A 23,139-nucleotide genomic window follows, 5' to 3' on the forward strand; every position below is an offset into this window, starting at 1 on the left:
TTGGTTTTTAAATTTGTTTTTTTTCACACTAACGGCAAAATATGCTTTTACTGAAGAGCTTGAATTCAATTTGAATTTTTCCTTAAAAATGAATTCAATATACTTTATCCCATTGGTTTGTTTTATCTATATGAAAGTTAAGGTTTATTTTTTTATTCAATCTTGTTTTAGGGAGAGGGAGCTAATTTTGTGAAGATCATGGCTTTGGTGTGTAAAATAATTTATACAAGTATAATGTTCTTTTTATATTTTTTTCCTTTAAAGCTAGTTTGACACTATTCTCAATTAGTTTTGGCTTTAGTTTTGATCTTAAATTGGTAAAAATAGGGGTTATGTTTGTTGCTTTAAAGAGTGTCCTGAAAAATTGCTAACTTCTCGATTGATTTCCTTATACTTCTGTCCGTTAACAATACAAGAGTGCGATAACCAGACTACAGAGTTGGTTAAGTCATGGCTGCCTGAAGATGAGTTAATTAAGGTTAATCGCTACATTAAACAAGAAGCTAAAACTCAAGGTTTAATGGTAAGAGGCTATTTGCGCGCTTTATTGTCACAACATAGTGAAATACGCCCCAATGAATGGCGCTTTGAATATGGCGACAAAGGTAAGCCTAGATTGAGTGATGCGCAATTTGCTCAAACCGGGGTCCACTTTAATGTGAGTCATAGTGGAGATTGGCTATTAGTAGGCATTTGCACTGCTGATAATAAAGGCGCCAGTCAGGCAAGCAAGGAGGAAACTGACTCTGCTAGTATTGAGTTTGGCGTCGACATTGAGCGTTGCCGTAACAGCACCAATATCCACTCTATTCTTAGTCATTATTTCTCTGAATCAGAAAAGCGAGCCTTGTTAGCGTTACCAGAGGCCTTGCAGCGAGACCGCTTTTTTGATTTGTGGGCGCTCAAGGAGTCTTACATTAAAGCGAAAGGACTTGGGCTGGCATTATCGCTAAAATCTTTTGCGTTTGACTTCTCTGCACTGAGCGAAACTTTTCTTGGAGTTAATGCACCTAAAAGCTTGAGCCATTGTGTTGATATTTCCGATGCTATTGCGGATCACAAGGTTGAGCATCAACTTAATCAGCGACAGGTTTTGTTAAAACAAGATATTGGTCTTGCTTTACTAGAGTCGAGTTCTAATAAGCCTAACGCTGAGCCACAAAAGTCTGGTTTAGGTTTGATTGAGGCTAAAGAACAGCAAATGAACGCTGCTGATAATTGGCATTGTTTACTGGGCCATCTTGATGATAGTTATCGTTTTGCACTGAGTATTGGTCAGTGTCAGCAAATAAGTATTGCAGCAGAAGAAGTGAATTTTAAAGCTGTTGTTCGAGCTTCAGCTAAGACTAGCTAGTTCAAAATTGCATAAAAAATGGGGCGTCTAATCGCCCCATTTTTATGTCTAGCTTGCACTTGTTGAGATTAATGCCTCATTTAACAGGCGTTGGTACGATTTCGAAGTCAGGTGTAAACTCGACCATGCTATCGGCTATTTTACTAAATGCCGTTTTATCACCAGTGAGCTTGGCATCGCCGCTGGCTAATAACGCTTTTAGGGTTACTTGGCCAAGTAAGATGCGGTTAACGTCAGCTTTATTAACCATAAGGTTTGCGTCAGCTGCTTGCTCTTTGTCGACCACTGCGTTGCTTAAGTTACCGTTGCTTAGCTCAATATAGAGAATATCTTTAGTATCAGGGGTGATAACATTCATCTTAACTAAGCCGTGCTTAGCCGCCTGTTGACTATCAATCTTCACCGCGAGGAAGTCAAATAGAGTCGGCATGTCCATTTCACTGATGACATCTGCCGATGCGGTTTTAGGCGCGCCAGCTTGAATACCTACTCGTAGCTCTTGTGCGCCAGTTAAGTAAATGTTTCTCCAGCCAGCCCCTTCTGCTTGATAACCAAGTTGCTCATAGGTATCGGCTAGCAATTGACGAGCGGAGTCATTTTCTGGCTCGGCCATCACCACCTTATTTAATGCCGTTGCAACAAAGCGGTATTCACCTTGAGCGTAATCATCTTTAGCGCGCTTAATTGCGGCATCTGCGCCGCCCATGTATTCGACAAACTTGGCAGATTCTTGCTTGGTTGGCAGCGGATTAAGGTTGGCTGGGTTCATATCGAAGTAGCCTAGATACTTGTTATAAACCGCTTTAGCGTTATGGCTATAAGTGCCGTGGTAACCATTGGTATGCCACGTCTTGTAGATAGACTCTGGAATCGTGTCTTGAATCGCATCGCCAATATCTTGTATACCGACACCATCGTTGGCAAGTCTCAAGGTTTGATTGTGCACTAGGCCGTAGTTATCACGCTGTAGGCGTAAGAAATCGTTGATCGCTTGGTTACCCCACACTGGCGCAGAGTGCGAGGCAAACAGCACTTCGACATCTTGACCAAAGGCATTGATCATTTCGTTGATATCTTTTGACCACTTGAGCGCATCACGTACTTTAGCGCCGCGCAGCGTATAAATGTTGTGCATACCTTGATAGGTAAGCTCCGCCGTCCAGAGCGCTTTTTTAGAGGGAATATAAGTGATCATTTCTGACTCAGCTTCGGTGCCCGAGGCATCCATAAACACCATCTCTAGACCATCAATCGTCAGCGTTTCCCATTTGCCTTCACTGTTTAAGGTGTAGTCTGGGGCGACGTAAGTGATTTCACCTTTTGATAGACCTTTACCTAGCGCAGCATCAACAATACCGTGGTCATGTTTGCCCAGTGTTGCGCCGTATTGATAAGCTGCGCGGCGGCTCATGGCGTTACCGGCAAGTACGTTCTCATCGACAATTTCTTTAGTGATGTTATCTGAGCCGTAGACTTTGACATCAGGGAACATCTCTTGAACACCGCGAGCTCCGCCAAAGTGGTCCGCATGGCTATGGGAGTAAATCATCGCAACAACGGGTAAATCGCCATCTTTAGGTAGATTCTTTAACGCAAATTGTAGTGAGGCTTTTGCTGCTTCTTTGGTTAACAAAACATCGTATGCTATCCAACCGTTATCACTGCGGATAAGTGTAAGGTTAGATAAGTCGGTACCGCGGACCTGGTAAATGCCATCGCTCACTTTATACAGACCATTAGGCACCATATTAAGCTGAGCCTGACGGTAGAGAGACGGGTTAACCGAGTCAGGGATTTCATCGCTAATAAAAGCAAATTCGGCACGTAATATATCGGCAGTTGCTTTATCAAACTTGGCGACTAGATTTTTAGACGATTGCTCAAATGCACGCGTGTCGGCAAAGTTAAGTGTTTTAGCTACAGCTTGGTTGTGAGCTATGGTGTGTTCTGTTGCGGCTTTCCCTTCGTAATCAACAGTGATGTGGTCATGTTCATGTTGCGCTGCTAGCGCATTGAATGAAAAAAGCGACATGATTGAGATAGCCATTAGAGTCTGTTTCATAAGTTACCCTCGTAAGATTGAATCAGTTCAAAGCTTTATGTCTCAATATTGCATTTAGTTGCAGGGAGACTGATGAGACATTTGCTTAATTGAGGCCAGTATAGGTAACTTGAATTGATTAATAATTAGGGCTAAATTATGACTTGGTATTTATATTATGAATACTTTTATTATGAATATTAATTGAGTTCCCAAAATATTGGCTTAATACGCTGAGTTGTTTTTGAGCTAGAGTGCTCTGGAGCTAACTTTTTATAAGGATAAGGATAAGGATAAGGAGATAGCTGATTTATGTCGCAGCAAAAAGCTTTTGATCTTAATTTATTTCGCGTTTTTACTGCGGTGTATCGCACCTCATCTTTTAGCCGGGCGGCAGAAGAGCTGGATTTGACTCAGTCGTCGGTTAGTAATGCGATTTCGAGGCTAAAAAGTATTGTTGGAGAAGAGTTGTTTACTCGAGTGGGTAGGGGAGTTAAACCTACCGCAAGTGCGATGACGCTTTATCAACAGCTCGCGGGCGCTATGTCAACAATTGAGCAAGTTGCGACTAGCTTTGAAGCATTTGACCCCACTTCAAGTGAGCGAACTTTTTATGTGTATGCCAGCGAGTCGGCAATACAACTCTTGCAAGATCAAATTGAGCAAGTGTTACAGGGCACTGCAATTAATATTGTATTTCGTGAGCCGCCGCTCATTGAAGAAGAGTTGCAGATGGACCTACAACTAGAAAAGGTGGATTTAGCCTTAGATATTTGGCTGCCAGAATCTGCGGCATTTAAGAGTCAAAAAGTAATGCAGGATAAATTAGTTTGTGTGGCACGAAATGCTCACCCAAGGATCCAAGGTGGGTTGACGCAAGAGCAATACTTTAATGAAAAGCATATTATTTTTAAGATGCGCCGCTACAATTTAAGTGTTGCCGACTTGCTGACTAAACAGGTGTTACCGGCAAGGCAAATGCACAGCGAGCAATCATCAATATTAAGTATGATGTCGGTTGCCTCAAAAAGTGATGCGTTAGCTATCGCGTCAAAAGCCCACACTGACGAATATGCCAAGCTGTTTGGCTTACAGGTATTTGACTTACCTTTTGCGGTAGAGCCGATAGAGTATTTCATGGTGTGGAGCCATAAATTACAGCAAAATCCTGCAAATATTTGGCTGAGAGAGCGGCTTAATTTAGCGATAAAACTAAAAGGCTTGGCGGCTGAGGTTTGATGACAAGTTGATAATATAAAAATGCCCATAAGCTTGGCTTATAGGCATTGTTTTTTGTAGGTACTGCAATCAATTACTGTCTCGCTAGGCGCTGATTTTCTGCAGGGTTTTCAAAGTCGCTACGATATGGGTTGATATCTAAACCACCACGGCGGGTATAACGTGCATAGACAGTAAGTTTGGCACATTGGCAATAGTGCTTTAAATCAACAAATATACGCTCAACACACTGCTCATGAAATTCATTGTGCTGTCTAAATGAAATCAGATATCTAAGTAGCTTTTCACGGTCTATCTTAGGCCCTTGATAACGGATCATCACTGTACCCCAGTCAGGCTGAGAAGTGATTAGGCAGTTTGATTTCAATAAGTTTGACGTTAGCGTTTCAGCAACCATGACTTTGTCATCAACACTGTCGGTGAGATAGTCAGAGTTAAAGCTATAGTCATCAACTTCAATATCTAAATCGTCAATGCAGGTACCTGGCATATCAACCACTCTCAGGTGGTTAAATTGCTTAGGTTCAATCACTTTTACCGTAACTGTGCCTTGGGCACAGGCGCTTAAGTCTTCAGTTAAACGTTCTTGAACCGCTTGAACGCTATCAAATCGTGTTTGGTTATAGCTGTTTAAATACAGCTTAAACGACTTAGACTCGATCAGATTTTTACTATCAAAACTTAGGTTAAAGTCTGCAATAGCAATCATTGGCTTGCCTTTAGCATTTAGCCAAGACAGTTCGTAGCCAGTCCAAATATCACAGCCATGAAAAGGTAGCTCATTGGTTAGACCGATAGCATCACGGTTTAATTTACGCGGCACGCCTTGTAGTAAAGATGCATCATACTGCTCTTGATAACCGGTCGACTTTCCTAAAGTTAATTCAGAAAGTTCGGGGGCGTTACTGTAGGGATCATGATGTTGTGTCATCAATACGGTTTCCATGTCAAAATAGACCCCTATTATAACTGATTTTGGAACTGGCTTAAGTGTCTTCTTTACCTGCTTTAGATCTTTTTTTATCTAAATATCAACAAGCCTACATGGATAAGCTTGGTGAACAGCCAAGATATTATGCGCAAGGACAAAAGTCTGAGTGTGTTGTCGCCGAAGCGGGCTCCGATGGCGCAGTGTTTTGGCAATCGGTTGTACGTCAACAACCTGGTGAATTTGCTAATGTTGAAACAGCACTTGAAATGACATTATCTGCAGAAATTAATCCATTTTTTGGCAGTCATTTTTCTGCACCGCTATTTTTTGACTCACAATGGGGCCAAGGTGAGCTAATCCAAGTGTGGGATCAAACTGATTTTGAATACTTACAACAAAACATCATTGGTCATTTAATGATGAAGAGAAAGCTTAAGCAAGAGCCGACTTGGTTTATTGGTATTCTTGATGATGAAGATAAAATGTTGACGGTTAATAATAGTGATGGCAGCGTATGGATTGAAATTCCAGGTGAAGTACAAAGCGTTAAATTAAGTGACAGTTTAAACGAGTTTATAAACGAATTGACTCCAAGGGTTACACCTGCGGTTAAACCTATTGAAGAGTCGATGCCACAACTAGATCATCCAGGGATCTGGCAAAGAATGAAATTAATGTGGGCTAATTTACGCGGAAAATAGTCTGCTGATATATAGTATCGATGAAAATGGCGCTTATATTTCTTTTAATTGAAATATAAGCGCCATTTTTATGCTGACTAAACTCTAGTGTGATAAGACTCGGAAGAGTTATAAATGGTCCCAAGAGATATTAGATACGATGCGGCAGGTGTCACAGCGAAAATGGAACATATCCAATAATGGTTTATCGAGCAGCCATTCTTGACTGCCACACTTAGGACAAGAGCGCTGCTTTTCTACTGCTAAGCTTTCACCGCCAACACGGTATAAATAGTAATAGGTCGGAATTTTCGTCAAGTATTCGACTCTGCCACGTAAGTCCCAACCACGCCTAAATAGATCACTCTGATGACTGGTTAGCTCTTCAAGTGCGGCAAATTCAGCTTTAGTAGCTGCGGCCATTTGCAATTCATCACAAGCTTGCCATTCTGTTTGCCAACGGATCATTCGTTTATGATCGCCGTTGGCAGTTGCTGGAATTTGATACAGTGGAATAGGCTGCAAGGTGTCGCCATTTCTTAGTGGTGAGCACATGTGCACATAACTTGTGTAAAGTAGCTGCCAACTTGGTGTGTCTTGGCTAGATGCTTCAGAATTAATATCTTGGCCAATATACTTTTCACGTGGCGCAAGCAATTTGGCTTCGGTTAGCTCTTCGAGTGCACTATTTACCCAAGGACTATTAAAGCGTTTAGATAAGCTGCTTTTTTCTGGGGTTAACATGCGTGCTTTAAACTCACCATCGTTAAATGCAACGGCAAATTCACGACCTAGAACCTGGCCATTGGCTCGATAAGCTTCAAGCAAACCATTAATGGCTTTTTCTGCTGCAGTAATCGTGGTGTTATCAAAACATTCAAATCGTAGTTCAATTACATGCATTTGGTGTCAGGCTCTTTATTCATCAGGTTTTGTTGTAAGTTATCAAATTGACTTTTTAGCCCATTAAATTCGTTTCTTAATTCATTGAGGGCGTTTTCTAGCTGGAGGATCCTATCAGCTTGTTCAGATTGAGATAAGCTTGATTGACCATATTGAGTTTCTTTTGCTGTTGCTAAGCTGCTAGGTATTGCTTGTCTTTCTTCTGCACTCATAGACTTAAACTGTTGCAAACCTTGGATTAACTCGCGCATTGGGATGCTATTACCAAGTTTGGTTTTAATCAATGCTAATGTTGGTTCTCTACCTTGTTCATTGATTTTTTTAGCAGCTGTTAGCACTTGCTCAATCGGACTCATAGTTAGTCAAATTCCTTAAACATTGGTAATTATTATTGCTCTAGGCATATCCTAAAAGGCTAATAATAAATAAAGTCATTTAAAACAACAGCTTGTGTTTTGGCATGTAAGTTGCTTTTCTTCTAAGCAAAAATAATGTCATAACAGGAAGTTAAAATGAAAAATAAATTATTAGGTTTAGCATGTTTTGGGATTGCAAGCTTAGGGCTAACGGGCTGTGTGGTCAATGTTGGTGATGGGGAATCTGACTGGGATAATCACGGTGCTTGGGAGAAAACTCAAGATAAAAACCGTGACAATTTGACAAAGATATCTCTAGGCATGAGTAAAGAGCAAGTGGTTACTTTAATGGGAACAGCTGATTTTAACGAAGCCTATATTCAGGCCGATAAAGAAGTTTATGTGCTTTTTTATCGCACTCAACGTACCCATGGTGATGGTAAAACGACTAAAGACGAATGTACTCCAGTGGTCATAAGCAACAACGCTGTTGTGGGGTGGGGGGAGATGGCTTACGGCAAAATTTAAAGTTGCTGTTGTAATGGTTAGTTTTTTCTTAATAAGGTGTCTAAGTGGTCGATGACTTCGGTCCACTGGGCATCTTCATTAAATGACTCAATTAAGAAGTGCTTTTGCGATGGGCTCCAAAAGCTTGCTTGATGTAGCAATATATTGTCCGCTAATTGATGGTCATTGATAAACTGTTCAATTGCGGGTTGATCATTTGCTAATCCTAGCTGTAAAAACAGGTGTGATAGATCTTGCGGCGTTGTATCCATAACTATTCTCGTTGCTATGACTCTATCTAAGTATGGTCGATAAACTCGGTGTTTATTACATTATCTAGATCTTAGCAGTTGTTTGATTATTCCCCTCTAGGTTGTAGCTTTTCTCTTTCATTATGATTTCTATCGTTAAAGTCTAGGCAAAGTTTTGTCAAAGCCAATAAAGCTTGTTTAGCAAAGAAATGCTGACCTGCTTAATGCACGAATTGATTATTAATTGCACTTCTATACAGTCTTGTTACATTGGTGTTGTGTGATCAAGGTCAAGGACAATAACAATGGAAGATCAAGCCATGGAAGAGTGTCGTGCAGTTTATCTCACGGCAGAAGATTTACGCATAGCAGCCTCTATTCTCTATAACGCCTATCATGATGATCCCTTTTTTATCGAAACACTTTTTAGTGGTGATCAAGCGCAGTATGAGCAAAAGCTTCGCGGGGCTATTCGAGAAGAACTCAATGAGCTCTGGCAACAGGAGCAAGCACTTATTGGTATGTTCGTTGGGGATAGATTGATAGGCGTAGCCTGCATAGTGACTCAGCAGGTTCCCTTAGGTGAAGCGCGTTTTTGGCATTGGCGTTTAAAGATGTTGTTAAGTACTGGTTGGTATTCAACTCAGGCACTTATTAACAAAGAAAATCAGATTATAGAGAGCTTACCAAGTGGCCAATGTGGCATTTTACAGTTTATTGCTATCGCAAATGTGGAGCAAGGCAAGGGCTATGGCAGTAAGCTTATCGACGCAGTTTTGAGTTGGTGTGATGAACAACTTCATCTTGATGGTATCGGAGTTTTTGCTAATCATAATGCACATATAGAGTTATTTAGTCGGCATAACTTTGAGACGATAGAACAACTGACGATTGGCCAAGTTAATGGCGAGTTGCTTTTTTACCGAGGTGTGAGTAATGAGTAAGCGCTATCGTTCTTTTGCTGAATTTTACCCTTTTTATTTATCTCAACATCAGCATAGAAACTGTCGAATATTACACTATTTCGGCAGTAGTTTAGTGATCCTATTATTCGCTTATGTATTACTAACTCAGCGCTGGGGTTTATTGCTACTTTTACCTGTTATCGGATATGGATTTGCTTGGGTTGGGCACTTTGTATTTGAGAAGAATCGCCCAGCCACCTTTGAGTACCCACTTTACAGTTTTATGGCTGATTGGGTGATGCTCTATCAGGCCGTAATTAAACGGAATTAAGGTTAAATTCACATTGAGATAGTTTCTTTGTAAGAGATCTCTTACCTTGCTGTGGGATATTAATAAGGAGTCTAGCAAGTTAGAACTGTATACCTGTACTTACTCCTTATTTATCAAATTGTTGCGTTGATATTTCATTGTTGGCTTTTTGTTGCTTTATTGTATTGCTCATATTTTCTCTAAATAAAAGTTTGCTAATCGGTAAACTGGGAACCAGAAATAGATAGTCGCTGAAAGGATTTGGTTTATATCTATTTCTTGTAAAAGGTAAGATTGTTTTCATCTAAGCGCTTTAAGGATAAAAGCGAAGATTAGCTGAAAATGATTTGCAGGATGCAATAAGGACAACCTCAGGATGAGGAGTTTAGCTTAGGATAAGCTAATGAAAGGATTCAGTACGTAAGTACAAGGATATACATGGAGTTACAGGGAAGATGCAGGAAGCAAGTTAACCAAGGATGATGCAGGGATCGCGTATATATAGCGGGAAAGCTAAAATAAAGTAGTACCGAGGGCGCACCATTAAGTGCGCCCTTTCTATATGTTAAGCTTGGCCGAGTTTAATTGCTCGCATGTTTGTGAGAGATCTCCTACAAGCTCGTGAGAAATTTATACTAAAAGTTTGCGTTTTTTCTGCTTAAATTAATTTATATTTAATATTTACAGTAGCTTATGGTTTGTTGTTGCTGTAATTAATTAAATTTTGCATGTTAAATAAATGTTTTGGCAAGCATTTAGATGGATGTTTTAGCTTATTATTTAGTTGTGCTAGGAAGCGCATTAGGAAGTAATAAGGTTTATGGATAAACGCAGTGTCGATGGATTGGCACTTATAAGGATGAAAATCAAGGAAGGCGATTAAGGATTGATTGCCAAAGCACCATAGGATGGCCTAACAATCCAGGATGGACGATGTTACCTAGGAAGGTACATACTAAGGATAGTAATCGAAAGGACGCTCAAGGATGACGTCGGACACGCTCAGGGTTGAGTATGCTTGATAAATGGATTATCGAGAGAATGGATTCGTACTGTTAAGTACAAGGAAGCAGTGGACAAGGAAGATGCAGGAGCAAAGTTACGCATGGATGGTGCAGGGAGCACTCATATAGCTGGATGAGCTTACGCAATAATAGGAAAGGCACGACCCCTTGGGGGCCGTGCCTTTACTTCTTTAAGGGGCTTAATTTTAGCATTACTGATTGCTTTTAATTCTGGCTTACGTGCTGTCAGTATGCCGGTTTTTGCTGACATACTTGCTTGGATCTTACTTGCAGCCACCAGAACTGCAGTTACCGCGTGAGCGTCCGCCACATCCGCCACCAACAGACCCTTTCGCTTCAGGTGCTTCGTGCCATTCAGGCTCTGGGAAGATAGGCCATTGGATTCTTTGGATCTTTTTACCGTGCATCCAGAGGCTACCACGATATTGATTGATACCGTCGGTGCTGAATTCAAACAGATACTTTACTTTCCAAGTCAGGCCGCTACTGCCACCTAAGCTAGGTTTTGCCGATTCTTGAGCAATAGCAAGCAATTGTACTTTTTGCTTTTTACACTCTTTGTTAGTGAATACTCGACTTAGTTCTGCCATTTGTCTTAATTGCCAAAAAAATGCAGCGATCATTATCACTCCGGCAATTATCAAAAAATCTGTCATCATCCTTTCGTTACCTTGAACAATCCGCCAATAGCAGCTGCAAGCTCTGCGCTGCGATTGGGGTTTCGCAGTTGGCCAAGTAGCTGAGTGCGAATTAATGGAATAGCCACAATATCAGCAAAAATCTGGTTAAAGAAGTGCTGCGGTTGTTTTGCTAAGGCTTCTAAGTAGATAGTGAGAGTTTGCTCATCTTTTAGGGCAGACCAGTTACGTGCTGCAATAGTAATTAACATCTCTTCTGTTAACTGATCCGCAGCATTTAACTCAGCAATCGCTTGCTGGCTCGACTTTGTTTGAGATGCTAACCCACGTAAAAAATATGGTTTGTGGTTAGATTCAGCAATTTGCATTTGATTGAGTACCTTTACGGCCAGAGCATCTTCAATGTTTAAATGTTCTAAACACTGACAAACGGCAATTTTTACTTCTAACGCCCAATTATCAAAGCCATTAACTAGAATATTTTGATGATCTAGTTGCTGACTTCTTACGCAAACATCTGCAATACCCTGTAAACCAATGTTTTGCCATTGGTTGCTTGGATGCTGTCCTGACAAGTACTGATAAGCAAACTCATACTGAGGTGAGGCTTTTTGCGCTAATTGCTTTCTTACCAGCGCATTAAATACCGCGAGTTTTTCTTGAGTCGGTTTAAAGTTAAACGGGTGGTTAGCCATCTGTTCTTGTTGCTGCTCAGTTAGAGGTTGAGTGGGATCGCGACCGAGAGCCTCAACAATCATCTTAATAAACTGGATGCGAGGTGCTGGGGATAATAATCCACGCTCATCTAGGGGCAGTTTGATAAACCAAATATAGTGCTGTTGGCTGGCATCCCAAAACACAATTGCAAACTGCGCATGGCCTTGAATAGGAGATGGGTAAGGGCAATGCAATTCTTCTATCTGATGAAAAGCCATCATATCGATATGTTGTACTCGACGCCCCATGTCATAAACTTGGAATTGAGTATTAGCAGTTTTTAAAAAGTCGCTTAGGGTCGTTATCTGTGTCATATCGTTATCGAGTGTAGGAAAATTAGCGCATATTATAGGGATAAGTCAGCTGAGATGGTATCATCGCGCGTTAATTTTGCGGCGCCAAAAATAGTGGCTGTAAACCACAGCAAGAGAGGGCAGTTTGATAGCTGTAAAAGCAAAAGACAAGTTGCTAGCTTTAGAAGTTGAGCTAGGTAAGCAAGGCTTATTAAGTGACACACCGCCAAGCGAGCGAGCACTAGCAAGTACAACGCCTTTCGCCTGTGATGTTATGCCGTTTGAGCAGTGGTTACAGTTTATATTTTTACCCAGAATGCATCAGATTTTAGATAACAATATGCCACTACCTACTGCAATGAATATTGCACCAATGGCTGAACATGTTTGGGCGGATCAAACTGATTATCGCTATCTTATTTCTATTCTTACAGAGCTAGATCGGCTAGTTAGTAAGGCGTAATTACAGGCTTACAAGAGAGTTTTCAATGAGTGATATAACCCAAAGCATCAGTAAACAAGCAGAGGAAGCCTTGCTTGAGCAAGCGCCTTTAGTGGAGGCTGTGGCCGAAGAAGAGCAAGAGATAGCCCCGCATATTGAAGTGTTGTTTGAAGATGATGATATTGTGGTCATCCACAAACCGGCAGGTCTGTTAGTGCATCGTAGCTATCTTGCACGTCGTGAGCGTTTTTTTGCAATGCAATTAACCCGAGATCTTGTTGGCTGTCATGTGTTCCCTGTGCATCGCTTAGATCGTCCAACATCGGGCATTTTGCTGTTCGCTAAGAGTAGTGAAATGGCAAATGTACTTTGCGAGCAATTTGCAGCGCACACAGTAGATAAAGAGTATCTTGCACTTGTTCGCGGTAATATGCATGAAGCTGCGACACTAGATTACCCACTGAAAGAAGAGCTCGACGAACTGGGCGATAAAGATGTAGATCCAAACAAAGCGGCTCAAGATGCTGTGACATCTTATAAACCACTATTAAATAGTGAAATTCCTTTTCCGTCAGGGCGATATGCAACAAGTCGTTATGGCTTAGTACACCTATCTCCGCATACTGGTCGCAAACATCAACTTAGACGGCATATGGCGCATTTACGTCACCCGATTCTTGGCGATACGACTCATGGTGACGGTAAACAGAACAAATTTTTCCGCACGCACTTTGGTGTTAACCGCTTATGGTTAATTGCTAAGAAGTTAAGCTTTAATCACCCGAGAACGGGAGAGCGCATGACTGTTGAAACAGAGCTTGAGCAAGAGTGGTTAGATTTATTCGTCGGGCTTGGGTGGCAAGATGAGCAATTGGCGACAGATAAAATATCGCTAGAGCTTGCTTAACTATCTTCAAACAGCATTTACTTACGGCTTAGGCTTAGCTCGAGCTCGGATTCGTTTGAACTCGGATTAGCTTGAACTTAAGTTTAGTAAAAGCAGAATCAGGCAGTAAGCTGTAAATAGAGAAGCCGTGACATTAAGCTAATGTCGCGGCTTTTGTGTATTTAGTCTTAAGCAAACTAATTCAAGGTGAATAACCGAAAGAATAGCTCCTCCTTTTGAAGTTATTCAACGCAGGAGCAGTTACCGAGGAGCACTAAATGACCTTGCCGCAAAGCCGCGAAATTGTCGCTGTTCGACCAAATATTTATACTGATTGGTATTAAAGGCTGCGACTTAAAGCCCAGCTTTTAAAATCCAGGCCTTAAGCTGATGTAGGTTACAAATGATGACCTATTTTACTGGCTTAGGTTTGCTCGAAAGATATTGAATATTATGAGAATGACTCGAATTTGCACTATCGATACTAAGTGCGCTTTGACTGGATTTAAAACACTGTACAGTGTTGAAATAGCACATTCTGCGGATATGAGCACTGCGTTGTAGGTGTTTGCGGTGCCTTTGTCGACAAGAATGCTTCATTGTGTCTGTCCTTCTAGCGGTCACTTTATTATCGCCACAAAGCTTGCAGCAATGTTCACTGATACAGTATGTTAAGGATATAACTAAATGGCTTTTAGGCGAAGTAAAACATGGAAAAAGTGAATCTAGTTTTTGGAACAGTTTATGGTGGTGCGCAGTTTGTCGCTGAGAGTTTACAGCAGGGATTAGTAGATGCAGGTTTTGAAGCCATTCTTCACCAGCCAGACCAGCTTAGCGGCTTTATTCCAGCAGAAAATGAACTGCTATTAATTATCTGCTCAACAACTGGACAAGGTGACATTCCAGATGATATTCAGCCTTGGTTTTATGAAATGCAGTCAAAAGCACCCTATATTCCAGAACTGAAGTTTGGGCTGATTGGTTTAGGTGATTCAAGTTACGAGACTTTTTGTGGGGCAAGCGAGCAATTTTTGGCGCTTTTTGAAGAGTTAGGTGCTAAACGCTTAGGTGACTTTTTGAAAATTGACGCCGGAGAAACTATGGAGCCAGAGGTCGAAGCACTTGCATGGTTACCAAGTTGGATTGAACAGATTAGTAACGAGCGGGCTGCATAATTAGTATGTGGTAAAGCCCACTTAAACGCGACTTATTGGTCGCGTTTTTCATTTTCAGCCCTCAAACCGCTGCAGAAGTTATCAGTAGCCTAGTTTCTAACTAGATTATTTAGAATTTTACACATACTCATAGTAGCCATACACTCCAGTGCGTTATGTTGAGGTCGAAGTGGGTAAGCACAAATATCATTAACTCATTTTTTAAACCATTCCCAATTTGATAAATATCTTTAGGGATAATTCCATAATCTTCAGCTAGTCAAACACAAATGTAGTTAATCTCCCTGTGTCATTGAATCTCAATTTATCTCAAGGTAGCTTGATTATAAGTGGATACCATGGACTAAATGCTTGAGGGGATTATGCAAAGAAAAGTATTAATTATTGATTGTGCGGACGCTCCGGGGCTGATCACAAAAATAACAGGCGTATGTTTTTCTAATGGCCTTAATATTATTAAAAACAGCGAGTTTGTAGATAACGCTCAAGGTCGCTTTTTTATGCGTACAGAGCTTGAGGGCGAAACATTTTCCACCTCATTATTGGCTGAGCTGCAAGCTGTTTTACCTCAAAAAAATCGTACTCGTTTAGTCGACGCAGGTAAAAAGCGCGTAGTTATCATGGTAACGAAGGAAGCCCATTGCTTAGGTGATATTTTAATTAAGTCCTACTCTGGTGCCCTTGATGTTGAAATTGCCGCAGTCATTGGTAATCACCAGGTTTTGCAACCTTTGGTTGAAAAGTTTGATATACCTTTTCATTATGTTAGCCATCAAGATTTAAATCGCAGTGAACATGAAGCTATGATACTTGAACGCATTGCTGAGTATGCACCCGATTATATCGTACTGGCTAAGTTTATGCGGGTACTGACTCCCGAGTTTGTTATTCAATATCCTAGCCAAATTATCAATATTCATCATTCTTTTTTACCCGCGTTTATAGGTGCTGCACCCTACAAACAAGCTTGGGAAAGAGGCGTTAAAATCATTGGCGCCACGGCGCACTTTGTCACAAATTCTTTAGATGAAGGACCGATTATCAAACAGGATGTTATCCCTGTTGATCATAGTTATAGTGCCGACGAACTTGCACGCTGTGGTCGTGATGTGGAAAAAAGTGTACTGAGTAAAGCATTACACTTGGTTATTAATGAAGATGTTATTGTTTACGGTAATAAAACGGTGGTGTTTTGATATAGAGCTTTTCTAAGGGCTAAAACTTTGGTTATAGCGGTCATCAGTTTAATGACCTAACGCTATATGTTTGGTTTTTAGTTCAGCTTTACTAGTGAATGACATAAAAGAGGCCAAGGCCTCTTTTTCAATGCTTAAAATTTAAAGGTACGTGTTAGAGACTAGTAATTCACCACATATAGCTCTGTATCGGAATCCTGCATAGCAAGATCTTTAATGGTCACAGTTCCTTGATTATAGGGGGCGATTTTTCTAGCCGTTTTATCGGCACCAGCATTGACTGCAAAGTTATAGAAGCTTTCACCGTTACACACTAAACGCGGAAACACGCGGCTTTTATTAATGCGATAGTCCTTCATGGTGCGATTAAACTTGAAGACATTGTTACTTGCACCAGCTTTACAAACCTGCACTAAGGTTTGCTCGATTTGAGGAGACATCGCAGCGGTAGCAGTAAATGAATTTGCTAGGGCGGCTCCTGCCAAAACGATTGTTTTAATCATATTTTGCTCCTGCATTACATTGGGGTTCATGCATGAGTTAAGTGCAATTAACGAGAATTGTTTGAAGAAAAGCTTAAGACTTGTATCAAAATATTGAGAGTGGAGCAGAGTATGTCTGTGGGTTACAAAGTGTGTCAATTGTGAATAAATACCAACAAAAATCCCGCATAAATGCGGGATTTTGAGTGATTGCTGTGTCTTATCTTGGTACGGTTAAATCCGTAATTTGATAAAATACGTCAGACTATTAGTCGACGATACGTAACAGCTCGTTGATACCCACTTTGCCACGGGTTTTTTCGTCAACTTTCTTAACGATGATTGCAGCGTATAAGCTGTAAGTGCCACACTTAGATGGCAAGTTACCAGCTACCACTACTGAGCCTGCAGGAACACGGCCGTAATGAATTTCACCGGTTTCACGGTCAAAAATACGTGTGCTTTGGCCAATGTAAACGCCCATAGAGATCACTGAGCCTTCTTCAACAATCACGCCTTCAACGATTTCAGAACGTGCGCCAATAAAGCAGTTGTCTTCAATAATTGTTGGGCCAGCTTGTAATGGCTCTAGTACGCCACCAATGCCAACGCCGCCAGAAAGGTGAACGTTCTTACCAATCTGTGCACAAGAACCTACAGTTGCCCATGTGTCAACCATAGAGCCTTCATCAACGTATGCACCTAGATTAACGTAAGATGGCATTAGTACCGTGTTCTTACCGATGAATGAACCTTTACGCACTGCTGCTGGTGGTACTACACGGATTGCTTCTTTACGGAAGCGCGCTTCATCGTAGTCAGCAAATTTCATTGGTACTTTGTCGAAGTATTTGGTTTCTGCACCATCGACAACTTGGTTATCGAAAATACGGAATGAAAGCAGAACTGCTTTCTTTAACCATTGGTGCACATGCCACTCACCATTAATTTTCTCTGCGACTCTGGCTTCGCCAGTGTCTAGCATTGCAATGGCTTTCTCTACATCAGCACGTACGCTAGCGTCTACTGTTGCTGGAGTGATTTCTGCGCGCGCTTCAAAAGCCGCCTCAATACGTTGGCGTAAAGCCTCCATTAACTTCTCCCAATATTCCTGTTAAATATAAAATCTATAAAGCGCTCGTGAGCGCTTCACGTAACTTGTTTTGTTGCAGCTCGTCTAACTGTTGACCGTCAGCGGTCTGCAACAAAAAGAAATCTTCGGCTCTCTCACCTATGGTGGTGATCTTTGCTGCAAGTAAGGTTATTTCGCAGCGATAGAGCACTTCGCCCACTCTTGCTAGCAGACCTGGTGAATCAAGAGCAATTAGCTCCATCATACTTTTACCATGGCTACGGGTAGTAGGGAAACTGACTTGGGTCCTAACTTTAAAAGGTTTCATCTTTCTTGAAAGATTTCTAAACTTTGGCAACTTAGGCGTTTCATTACTTAATGCTTTAATTAACGTTTTCTTGATCCCTTGGATCCGCGATAGCTGGGTAACTGGTTGGCCATCTTGTTCTAAAATGACAAAAGAGTCCAGTGCGTAGTTATCCTTCGAGGTCATGATGCTGGCATCATGCACAGTAATGTTCTTGTTATCTAAAATGGCCATTACGCTGGCAAATAGTTTTGGCTTATCTTTGCCGTAAACAAACAGCTCTGTGCCGCCTCGAGTGGCGTGTTTAGAAATAAGCACTAAGGTTTCATCTTGCTTATGTTTGATTATGGCTTCGGCGTGCCAAGCGATTTGATTTGGCTGGTTACGTAAAAAATAATCAGCCTTAAAGCGCAGCCATAGCGCATCTAAATCTTTTTCTTTAATACCGCGGCGTAATAGCTCTTTTTTAGCTTTGGCTTGATGCTCTCGAACACGGGCACGGATATCAATCGGTTTTTCTTTGCCCCTTGCCAGTACTCTTTGGGTCGAAAAGTACAGATCTCGTAATAATGAGCCTTTCCAGTTGTTCCAGGTTCGCTCATTGGTAGCGCAGATATCTGCAACAGTTAAGCAGTATAAGTAACTTAAATGCACGGCATCACGCACACGTTCTGCAAAATCAGCAACTACATCAGGATCAGAGATGTCACGTCGCTGAGCGGTGACCGACATCACTAAATGATTTTCAACGAGCCAACTGACTAAGCGGCCGTCGTGATCGTTCATACCATGCAGCTTACAAAACTCCAGTGCGTCAGTCGCACCGAGTTTACTGTGATCGCCGCCGCGACCTTTAGCAATATCATGGAAAATAGCACCCAGTACCAGCAAACCTTTTTTAGGTAGCTGATTAATAAGCACTGACCCTAAAGGAAACTCTTCTTTTTGCTCCGGTTGGGCAAAGCGCTCGATATTTAGTAACAAGCGATGAGTGTGCTCATCAACGGTGTAAGCGTGGAAAAGGTCGAATTGCATTTGACCTTCAATGGCACGCCATGCTGGCAGATAAGCCGATAGTACGCCGTGTTTGTGCATTAACGACAAGGCTGCTATTCCACGTGGATGACGTAAAATCTCCATAAACAGCTTACGGCATGATTCATGGTACATCAGCGCTTGTGGTTGTGCGCGCCGAGCACGGCGTAAACTGCGCAGCGTTGCGGCATATACAGCTTGGATGTTGGAGTTTTTTGCTACCCACAAAAATAGCTTAAGTATGTTTTCTGGATTATCAAACAGATCGTTACTCAGGCTTTCAATAAACTTTCCACGGCGCTGAAAGTGTTCATCAATTGCAACTATATCAAGTGCTTTACTCTGGCCTAAGGTAGCACGCTTAAACAGTTGCAATAACATCTGATTGAGCTCCATTACCCGCCTAACGGTGCGGTAATAGTTTTTCATCATCTGCTCAACAGCCAGCTGAGTACCGTCTTCATAGCCCATTAGTTTGGCAACTTGCGGCTGTAAATCAAACAGTAAACGGTTTTCGTCACGACCAGAGATCAGGTGTAACGAGCAGCGCAATTGCCATAAAAAGTTTTGCGCTTCCATTAACTCATCGAGCTCAATGGGCTGCAAAAATCCGTGGTGGACAAGCTCCTCAAGCTTTTCTGCATTAAAGTGGCGCATAGCAACCCAAGCGACGGTTTGAATATCGCGTAGGCCACCGGGACAGCTTTTTAAATTAGGTTCTAAGTCGAAGGCACTGGCTTTGCTGTGGCGAGCTCTTTGTTCATTTTTCTTGGCAACATAAAACTCACTACTCGGCCAAAAATCTTCTTGGCGGATATTGCGGTAAAGTAGCGTAAAGAGTGCTTGTGGCCCACAAAGTAATCGTGATTCAAGCAAATTGGTGGCAACAGTGATATCGGCTCGACCTTGCTCAAGAGTTTGCTCAATAGAGCGAACACTATGGCCAACTTCAAGACCTGCATCCCAAATAAAAGCGATAAAGGCGCTTAATGCTTGTTCTGCATCTGTTGAAAGTTCGGCTTCGGTGAGGAATAAAAGATCAACATCAGATTGTGGATGAAGTTCGCCTCGGCCATATCCACCAACTGCAACTAAGGCAATAGGATATTGGTCAAGATTATGGGCGTACCATTGCTGCTGTAATAGTTTATCGACATGTTGGCAGCGAGTGCTCACTATCGAACGAACATCTGATTTAGCATTAAAGCTATCAAATATCGTTTGGTTTAATTCGATTAACGCTTGTTTGGCTGACTGAGCACTATTCATCAAATCTCTTTTTCGAGAGCGGATCCATTGGCAACGATTATCTATGCAATAAATGCTAATTTAAAGCGCTTTATGGTGATAAATCATCAGTTAATGTGGAATTATTTAACTTGCTTTATTTTGGTGCAGACTTTGCTGCCTAATTGAACATAAATTAATGAGATTTTACTAAGTACAGCGAATGTCATTTAAATTTGTAACGGAAAATAAAAAGGCGTGCCTAAGCACGCCTTTTACACTTAAATCAGGTAAATGTTGTTAGTGATTAATTACACGTGGTAAGTCGGTTTCTTCTTCGCGTAAGGTCAGCACTTCAACACCGGTTTGTGTCACAAGTAAAGTGTGTTCCCACTGTGCTGAGTTCTTGCCATCGGCAGTGGTTACAGTCCAGTTATCTTTTTTATCTAACACACTGGTGTGGCGGCCAGCGTTAATCATTGGCTCGATGGTAAAGCACATACCTGGGCGCAAAACTGTTTTGTCATTATTTTTGTAATGCATTACTTGTGGTTCTTCATGGAAGCCAGCGCCAATACCGTGACCGCAGTAGTCGGTTACAATGCTGTATTTTTCAAGGCCGGTTTTCTTCGATTTAACGAACTTCTCAATAAGGGTACCGATTTCACCTAGCTTCATACCTGGGCGCACTTTCTTAACGCTGGCATATAATGCCTCTTGTGCAATGCGGCATAGACGAGTGTCTTTAGGGCTTACATTGCCAATAAGGAACATTTTAGAGGTGTCGCCATGGTAGCCATCTTTGATGACAGTGATGTCGATATTGACGATATCGCCATCAACTAATGGACGATCTTCTGGGATCCCGTGACAAATAACGTCATTAATTGATGTACAAATTGATTTAGGAAAGCCATGGTAATCAAGCGGGGCAGAAATCGCGCCGTTTTCTTCGGTGAACTTGGCACAAATATCGTTTAATTCATTAGTGGTAACACCAGCAACCACATGTGGAGCAATCATCTCGAGCACTTGTGCTGCGAGTTTACCCGCCGCACGCATTTTTTCGATCTCTTCTGCTGTCTTAATTACTATACTCATCTCTGCTGTCTCTTAGTCTTTAAATTGTCGTCTTTCAATGTGACGATTATGCATGAAAAACGACGTAAATATTTGTGCTTTTTTTCATATTATGGTATAAAGCGCGCCGTTATGTTTGACTCTTGTCGTTATCACTTTAAGTGATTCGTCCGAGTTAAGATGGCGGCCATTATACATGGCTATTGAAAAATACTAAATCACACACATATCGACACGTTCTTCGGGGTGCCCATAATCGGGTCGAAGATATGGGATATGTGGAGGTCTAACCCCCATTTTTAAGGTAAATAAAATGACTACAGTTTCAATGCGCGACATGCTACAAGCCGGTGTTCACTTCGGTCACCAGACTCGTTACTGGAACCCAAAGATGAAGCCATTCATCTTCGGCGCTCGTAACGGTGTACACATCATCAACCTAGAGCACACTGTACCAATGTTCAACGAAGCACTTGCTTTCATCAGCAACGTTGCATCTAAGAAAGGTAAAGTTCTTTTTGTTGGTACTAAGCGTGCTGCAAGCGAAGCTATCAAAGAAGCTGCTGTTTCTTGTGACCAGTACTACGTTGATCACCGTTGGTTAGGTGGTATGTTGACTAACTGGAAAACAGTTCGTCAATCAATCAAGCGTCTAAAAGACCTTGAAAGCCAGTCTGTAGACGGTACTTTCGACAAGCTGACTAAGAAAGAAGCGCTAATGCGTACTCGTGAACTTGAGAAGCTAGAGAAATCTCTAGGTGGTATCAAGAACATGGCTGGCCTACCAGACGTAATTTTCGTTATCGGTGCTGACCACGAGCATATCGCTATTAAAGAAGCTAACAACCTAGGTATTCCTGTTGTTGCTGTTGTTGATACAAACTCTTCTCCAGACGGTATCAACTACATCATTCCTGGTAATGATGACGCTATGCGTTCTATCCGTCTTTACACTCAGTCTGTTGCTGCTGCTGCAAAAGCTGGCCGTGGTCAAGACCTAGCTGTTCAAGCTGAGCAGGACGGTTTCGTAGAAGCTGAATAATATCGGTTGATGAATTTCATCACCCTTATTGACCAAGGTATATGATTGGTGAGCAGGGGCGAAGTGACTTAAAGTGACTAGCCCCTGCTCTATATCTATTGAATTTGAAGAATTATCTGTAGAGGATTTAGCAATGGCAATTACTGCTGCCCAAGTTAAAGAACTTCGTGACCGCACTGGCGCGGGCATGATGGACTGTAAAAAAGCACTGACTGAAACTAACGGTGACATCGAGCTAGCGATTGATAACATGCGTAAGAGCGGTGCTGCTAAGGCTGCTAAAAAAGCAGGTAACATCGCAGCAGAAGGCACAATTCTAATCAAGAAAGGCGAAGGTTACGCTGCTCTATTAGAAGTTAACTGCCAAACTGACTTCGTAGCAAAAGATTCTAACTTCCTAGCTTTCGCTAACGAAGTACTAGACGTTGCTGCTGCATCAAAAGTTACTATCGAAGCACTTAAAGAGCAGTTTGAAGAAACTCGTGTTGCTCTAGTTGCTAAAATCGGTGAAAACATCAACGTACGTCGTGTTGAGTACATCGATGGTGCAAACCTAGCTGAATACCGTCACGGCGAGCGTATCGGTGTTGTTGTTGCTGGTGAAGCTGATGAAGAGACTCTAAAGCACGTTGCTATGCACGTTGCTGCTTCTAAGCCTGAATACGTTAACCCATCTGACGTTCCTGCTGAAGTTGTTGAGAAAGAAAAAGCACTTCAAATCGAAATCGCGATGAACGAAGGCAAGCCTGCTGAAATCGCTGAGAAGATGGTTATTGGTCGTATGAAGAAGTTCACTGGTGAGGTTTCTCTTACTGGTCAAGCTTTCATCATGGAACCAAAGAAAACTGTTGGCGAAATTCTTAAAGAGAAAGGCGCTTCAGTAACTAACTTCATCCGTTTAGAAGTTGGTGAAGGTATTGAAAGAAAAGAAGAAGATTTTGCTGCTGAAGTAGCTGCACAAATCGCTGCTACAAATAAAGGTTAATCTCCTTTATTTAGCAAACATAAGACCGTAGCAATTGCTGCGGTCTTATCGTATTTACTC

The 23,139-nt window shown here is 41.7% G+C and carries 23 protein-coding genes; 12 read left to right on the top strand and 11 right to left on the bottom strand.

The window, feature by feature from the left end:
* Positions 1–364: 364 nt before the first annotated feature.
* On the top strand, positions 365–1,354 hold the full coding sequence (gene pfaE, locus L2740_RS08520) for an eicosapentaenoate biosynthesis 4'-phosphopantetheinyl transferase PfaE (RefSeq protein ID WP_420833516.1): 990 nt from the start codon (positions 365–367) through the stop codon (positions 1,352–1,354).
* 76 nt (positions 1,355–1,430) lie between these two features.
* On the opposite strand, the gene L2740_RS08525 is transcribed toward pfaE, so the two are convergent.
* Positions 1,431–3,416: an alkyl/aryl-sulfatase gene (locus L2740_RS08525; RefSeq protein ID WP_248949631.1), complete on the bottom strand. Its 1,986-nt coding sequence runs from the start codon at positions 3,414–3,416 to the stop codon at positions 1,431–1,433.
* Between the two features lie 291 nt (positions 3,417–3,707).
* On the opposite strand from L2740_RS08525, the gene L2740_RS08530 reads away from it, so the two are divergent.
* Positions 3,708–4,634, top strand: coding sequence for a LysR family transcriptional regulator (locus L2740_RS08530; RefSeq protein WP_248949633.1), 927 nt, complete (start codon positions 3,708–3,710; stop codon positions 4,632–4,634).
* 73 nt (positions 4,635–4,707) lie between these two features.
* Here the strand turns inward: L2740_RS08530 and queF are convergent, their stop codons facing one another.
* Positions 4,708–5,565, bottom strand: coding sequence for an NADPH-dependent 7-cyano-7-deazaguanine reductase QueF (gene queF / locus L2740_RS08535; protein ID WP_248949703.1), 858 nt, complete (start codon positions 5,563–5,565; stop codon positions 4,708–4,710).
* Positions 5,566–5,624: 59 nt separating this feature from the next.
* Here queF and syd point away from each other — a divergent pair, with 59 nt between their 5' ends.
* Complete coding sequence (syd, locus tag L2740_RS08540) at positions 5,625–6,266, top strand: SecY-interacting protein (RefSeq protein ID WP_248949634.1); 642 nt, start codon at positions 5,625–5,627, stop codon at positions 6,264–6,266.
* A gap of 108 nt (positions 6,267–6,374) precedes the next feature.
* Here syd and L2740_RS08545 read toward each other — a convergent pair whose 3' ends face one another.
* Positions 6,375–7,148: a Zn-ribbon-containing protein gene (locus L2740_RS08545; RefSeq protein ID WP_248949635.1), complete on the bottom strand. Its 774-nt coding sequence runs from the start codon at positions 7,146–7,148 to the stop codon at positions 6,375–6,377.
* Positions 7,139–7,504 (bottom strand): DNA-binding protein, encoded by a 366-nt coding sequence (locus L2740_RS08550; RefSeq protein WP_248949636.1) that lies wholly within the window; start codon positions 7,502–7,504, stop codon positions 7,139–7,141. Before L2740_RS08550 ends, L2740_RS08545 begins: the two co-directional genes overlap by 10 nt.
* 156 nt (positions 7,505–7,660) lie before the next feature.
* Between L2740_RS08550 and L2740_RS08555 the strand changes: the two genes are divergently transcribed.
* A complete protein-coding gene (locus L2740_RS08555; RefSeq protein ID WP_248949637.1) occupies positions 7,661–8,032 on the top strand; it encodes a DUF3192 domain-containing protein in 372 nt (123 codons plus the stop codon).
* A 17-nt stretch (positions 8,033–8,049) separates the two neighbouring features.
* Here the strand turns inward: L2740_RS08555 and L2740_RS08560 are convergent, their stop codons facing one another.
* Positions 8,050–8,283, bottom strand: a complete 234-nt coding sequence (locus tag L2740_RS08560) for a DUF2789 domain-containing protein (RefSeq protein WP_248949638.1) — start codon at positions 8,281–8,283, stop codon at positions 8,050–8,052.
* A 284-nt stretch (positions 8,284–8,567) separates the two neighbouring features.
* On the opposite strand from L2740_RS08560, the gene L2740_RS08565 reads away from it, so the two are divergent.
* Together L2740_RS08565 and L2740_RS08570 are read left to right on the top strand one after the other, a co-directional pair.
* Positions 8,568–9,206, top strand: a complete 639-nt coding sequence (locus tag L2740_RS08565) for a GNAT family N-acetyltransferase (RefSeq protein WP_248949639.1) — start codon at positions 8,568–8,570, stop codon at positions 9,204–9,206.
* The gene (locus tag L2740_RS08570; RefSeq protein WP_248949640.1) at positions 9,199–9,498 is read left to right on the top strand and encodes an Mpo1-like protein; all 300 of its coding nucleotides are present in this window, start codon (positions 9,199–9,201) and stop codon (positions 9,496–9,498) included. The genes L2740_RS08565 and L2740_RS08570 overlap by 8 nt, the downstream gene beginning before the upstream one ends.
* Before the next feature lie 1,267 nt (positions 9,499–10,765).
* Here the strand turns inward: L2740_RS08570 and L2740_RS08575 are convergent.
* Complete coding sequence (locus L2740_RS08575; RefSeq protein ID WP_248949642.1) at positions 10,766–11,161, bottom strand: DUF3301 domain-containing protein; 396 nt, start codon at positions 11,159–11,161, stop codon at positions 10,766–10,768.
* Positions 11,158–12,171 (bottom strand): DUF3549 family protein, encoded by a 1,014-nt coding sequence (locus L2740_RS08580; protein WP_248949644.1) that lies wholly within the window; start codon positions 12,169–12,171, stop codon positions 11,158–11,160. The genes L2740_RS08575 and L2740_RS08580 overlap by 4 nt, the downstream gene beginning before the upstream one ends.
* A 124-nt stretch (positions 12,172–12,295) precedes the next feature.
* Between L2740_RS08580 and L2740_RS08585 the strand changes: the two genes are divergently transcribed.
* The 4 genes from L2740_RS08585 (at position 12,296) to purU (ending at position 15,849) form a co-directional block, all read left to right on the top strand.
* The gene (locus L2740_RS08585) at positions 12,296–12,613 is read left to right on the top strand and encodes a YqcC family protein (RefSeq protein WP_248949646.1); all 318 of its coding nucleotides are present in this window, start codon (positions 12,296–12,298) and stop codon (positions 12,611–12,613) included.
* Between the two features lie 25 nt (positions 12,614–12,638).
* On the top strand, positions 12,639–13,499 hold the full coding sequence (gene truC, locus L2740_RS08590) for a tRNA pseudouridine(65) synthase TruC (RefSeq protein ID WP_248949648.1): 861 nt from the start codon (positions 12,639–12,641) through the stop codon (positions 13,497–13,499).
* A gap of 689 nt (positions 13,500–14,188) precedes the next feature.
* Positions 14,189–14,653: a flavodoxin gene (locus tag L2740_RS08595; protein WP_248949650.1), complete on the top strand. Its 465-nt coding sequence runs from the start codon at positions 14,189–14,191 to the stop codon at positions 14,651–14,653.
* Between the two features lie 362 nt (positions 14,654–15,015).
* Positions 15,016–15,849: a formyltetrahydrofolate deformylase gene (purU, locus tag L2740_RS08600; protein ID WP_248949652.1), complete on the top strand. Its 834-nt coding sequence runs from the start codon at positions 15,016–15,018 to the stop codon at positions 15,847–15,849.
* 161 nt (positions 15,850–16,010) lie between these two features.
* Here the strand turns inward: purU and L2740_RS08605 are convergent, their stop codons facing one another.
* The 4 genes from L2740_RS08605 to map form a co-directional block, all read right to left on the bottom strand.
* A complete protein-coding gene (locus tag L2740_RS08605; RefSeq protein ID WP_248949654.1) occupies positions 16,011–16,352 on the bottom strand; it encodes a DUF3718 domain-containing protein in 342 nt (113 codons plus the stop codon).
* A 247-nt stretch (positions 16,353–16,599) separates the two neighbouring features.
* Positions 16,600–17,424, bottom strand: coding sequence for a 2,3,4,5-tetrahydropyridine-2,6-dicarboxylate N-succinyltransferase (gene dapD / locus L2740_RS08610; RefSeq protein WP_248469584.1), 825 nt, complete (start codon positions 17,422–17,424; stop codon positions 16,600–16,602).
* 34 nt (positions 17,425–17,458) lie between these two features.
* Entirely contained in the window at positions 17,459–20,014 is a 2,556-nt protein-coding gene (glnD, locus tag L2740_RS08615) for a bifunctional uridylyltransferase/uridylyl-removing protein GlnD (RefSeq protein ID WP_248949656.1), read from the bottom strand.
* 258 nt (positions 20,015–20,272) lie between these two features.
* Positions 20,273–21,073, bottom strand: a complete 801-nt coding sequence (gene map, locus L2740_RS08620) for a type I methionyl aminopeptidase (RefSeq protein WP_248469582.1) — start codon at positions 21,071–21,073, stop codon at positions 20,273–20,275.
* Between the two features lie 292 nt (positions 21,074–21,365).
* Between map and rpsB the strand changes: the two genes are divergently transcribed.
* Both rpsB and tsf read left to right on the top strand, forming a co-directional pair.
* Entirely contained in the window at positions 21,366–22,094 is a 729-nt protein-coding gene (rpsB, locus tag L2740_RS08625) for a 30S ribosomal protein S2 (protein WP_028768063.1), read from the top strand.
* A 133-nt stretch (positions 22,095–22,227) separates the two neighbouring features.
* The gene (gene tsf, locus L2740_RS08630) at positions 22,228–23,079 is read left to right on the top strand and encodes a translation elongation factor Ts (protein ID WP_248469581.1); all 852 of its coding nucleotides are present in this window, start codon (positions 22,228–22,230) and stop codon (positions 23,077–23,079) included.
* Positions 23,080–23,139 lie beyond the last annotated feature (60 nt).

It is taken from the genome of Shewanella pneumatophori, assembly GCF_023283895.1.
GTDB classification, from domain to species: Bacteria; Pseudomonadota; Gammaproteobacteria; order Enterobacterales; family Shewanellaceae; genus Shewanella; species Shewanella pneumatophori.

Bases quoted from the DNA above. Each gene is read 5' to 3' on its own strand.
- L2740_RS08525 (WP_248949631.1), bottom strand. From the start codon at position 3,416: ATGAAACAGACTCTAATGGCTATCTCAATCATGTCGCTTTTTTCATTC.
- L2740_RS08530 (WP_248949633.1), top strand. From the start codon at position 3,708: ATGTCGCAGCAAAAAGCTTTTGATCTTAATTTATTTCGCGTTTTTACT.
- queF (WP_248949703.1), bottom strand. From the start codon at position 5,565: ATGACACAACATCATGATCCCTACAGTAACGCCCCCGAACTTTCTGAA.
- L2740_RS08545 (WP_248949635.1), bottom strand. From the start codon at position 7,148: ATGCATGTAATTGAACTACGATTTGAATGTTTTGATAACACCACGATT.
- L2740_RS08550 (WP_248949636.1), bottom strand. From the start codon at position 7,504: ATGAGTCCGATTGAGCAAGTGCTAACAGCTGCTAAAAAAATCAATGAA.
- L2740_RS08555 (WP_248949637.1), top strand. From the start codon at position 7,661: ATGAAAAATAAATTATTAGGTTTAGCATGTTTTGGGATTGCAAGCTTA.
- L2740_RS08560 (WP_248949638.1), bottom strand. From the start codon at position 8,283: ATGGATACAACGCCGCAAGATCTATCACACCTGTTTTTACAGCTAGGA.
- L2740_RS08565 (WP_248949639.1), top strand. From the start codon at position 8,568: ATGGAAGATCAAGCCATGGAAGAGTGTCGTGCAGTTTATCTCACGGCA.
- L2740_RS08570 (WP_248949640.1), top strand. From the start codon at position 9,199: ATGAGTAAGCGCTATCGTTCTTTTGCTGAATTTTACCCTTTTTATTTA.
- L2740_RS08575 (WP_248949642.1), bottom strand. From the start codon at position 11,161: ATGATGACAGATTTTTTGATAATTGCCGGAGTGATAATGATCGCTGCA.
- L2740_RS08580 (WP_248949644.1), bottom strand. From the start codon at position 12,171: ATGACACAGATAACGACCCTAAGCGACTTTTTAAAAACTGCTAATACT.
- truC (WP_248949648.1), top strand. From the start codon at position 12,639: ATGAGTGATATAACCCAAAGCATCAGTAAACAAGCAGAGGAAGCCTTG.
- L2740_RS08595 (WP_248949650.1), top strand. From the start codon at position 14,189: ATGGAAAAAGTGAATCTAGTTTTTGGAACAGTTTATGGTGGTGCGCAG.
- purU (WP_248949652.1), top strand. From the start codon at position 15,016: ATGCAAAGAAAAGTATTAATTATTGATTGTGCGGACGCTCCGGGGCTG.
- L2740_RS08605 (WP_248949654.1), bottom strand. From the start codon at position 16,352: ATGATTAAAACAATCGTTTTGGCAGGAGCCGCCCTAGCAAATTCATTT.
- dapD (WP_248469584.1), bottom strand. From the start codon at position 17,424: ATGGAGGCTTTACGCCAACGTATTGAGGCGGCTTTTGAAGCGCGCGCA.
- glnD (WP_248949656.1), bottom strand. From the start codon at position 20,014: ATGAATAGTGCTCAGTCAGCCAAACAAGCGTTAATCGAATTAAACCAA.
- map (WP_248469582.1), bottom strand. From the start codon at position 21,073: ATGAGTATAGTAATTAAGACAGCAGAAGAGATCGAAAAAATGCGTGCG.
- rpsB (WP_028768063.1), top strand. From the start codon at position 21,366: ATGACTACAGTTTCAATGCGCGACATGCTACAAGCCGGTGTTCACTTC.
- tsf (WP_248469581.1), top strand. From the start codon at position 22,228: ATGGCAATTACTGCTGCCCAAGTTAAAGAACTTCGTGACCGCACTGGC.